This window comes from Pseudomonas sp. 5P_5.1_Bac1, from assembly GCF_025466015.1.
In the GTDB taxonomy this organism is placed as follows: domain Bacteria; phylum Pseudomonadota; class Gammaproteobacteria; order Pseudomonadales; family Pseudomonadaceae; genus Aquipseudomonas.
In genome coordinates this window covers 1-1,486 of the sequence record NZ_JANLNX010000046.1, presented here as the reverse complement: position 1 = coordinate 1,486, position 1,486 = coordinate 1, and the positions used below count along the sequence as shown (strand labels likewise).

Sequence of the window (1,486 nt, the reverse complement as noted above, 5' to 3'; positions counted from 1 at the left end):
TTACGGCGGCCTACTTAATGAGATGGTCACCCCGGCACCCTGCGAGGCGTACGCTTTCGCAGGGTGTTTTTCCTGCGGAGACCGTCATCATGAGCAACGTGACACTGATCGGCATCGATATCGGCAAACATACTTTCCACCTGCATGGCCAAGACAAATCCGGCAAAGAGGTATCGCGCAAGAAGTGCTCAAGGCAGCAGATGATGTTGTTTCTGGCCAATCATCCTACTTGCACAGTGGTGATGGAGGCCTGCGCTGGCTCGCACTATCTGGCACGAGAGCTCAAGGCGATGGGGCATGAAGCCAAGCTGATTTCGCCTCAGTTCGTTAAGCCCTTCGTCAAGAGCAACAAAAATGACTTCGTCGATGCACAAGCGATATGCGAAGCCGCGTCCCGGCCATCTATGCGCTTTGTGACGCCGAAATCGCCTGACCAGCAGATACTTTCGGTTTCCCATCGGATACGTGAATCACTGATTCGCGACCGCACCAAGACTGTGAATCAGATGCACGGCTTCCTGCTTGAATTCGGCGTCAGCCTGCCGACAGGCCTGGCGGTGATCAAACGCCTTGCCTCAATTCTTGAACAGCACGACTTGCCTGTACGTCTCGTGGCGTTGCTGCAACGCCTGCATGATCACTTCAGCTATCTGAACGAACAAATCAAGTTGTTGGACAAAGAGCTGGAAAGCCAGTTGGCTGACGATGATCTAGGCAGTCGTTTGCTGAGCATTCCGTGTGTCGGGCCGATCACCGCCAGCCTACTGGCTGTAGAAATGGGCGACGGTCAGCAATACAGCAGCAGTCGTGATTTTGCAGCATCTGTGGGTTTGGTTCCCAAGCAATACAGCACAGGTGGCAGACAGGGACTGTTAGGAATCAGCAAGCGCGGCAACAAAAACCTTCGATACTTGCTGGTGCTATGCGCCCGGGTCTACATGATGCGCTTGGAGCATCAAAAAGGCCCATTGGCGGAGTGGGTACGTTTGCTATCAGCGCGACGCCACTCCAATGTGGTGGCCTGCGCGTTGGCCAACAAACTGGCCCGCATTGCTTGGGCCATTGCTACGCGACACACACAATATGAAGCGGGGCCAGCCGCAATGAACGCCTGACCCCGCTGTCTGCACCGTGTTTCACCATCAGGTTTTGCGATAGCTGAACAACAGATGAAGTAAACGGCCGATCGGCCTGGCTATGATCCTGGAAGAAAAATTGGCCCCTGAGGCCGCCTACTTTATTAGGATCGCCGGGTGCGAACACTCATCGTGGCGCGGGATACGAGCCCATAGACGCCGGATAGATTTAAGCAAGCCATCCACTTCATCCAATGATCAGTATTGCGAAAAATGGGGTGACCATAGATTTTTCTTGGAAAAAGTAGGCAAAACCGCTCGCTCCCACATCCGGCCCTACGCTGCGCTCCGGGTCCCCTCCCTCCGGCGCCTTTCGGGGCCACGCGGTCTACGACTTGCTTCGCAAGTCT

Annotated in this window: 1 protein-coding gene; it reads left to right on the top strand. The window is 54.8% G+C overall.

Features of this window, described 5'->3' with window-relative positions:
• The first annotated feature begins 89 nt into the window (after window positions 1-89).
• Window positions 90-1,115, top strand: a complete 1,026-nt coding sequence (locus NTD82_RS09195) for an IS110 family transposase (RefSeq protein WP_262128522.1) — start codon at window positions 90-92, stop codon at window positions 1,113-1,115.
• Window positions 1,116-1,486: the final 371 nt, after the last annotated feature.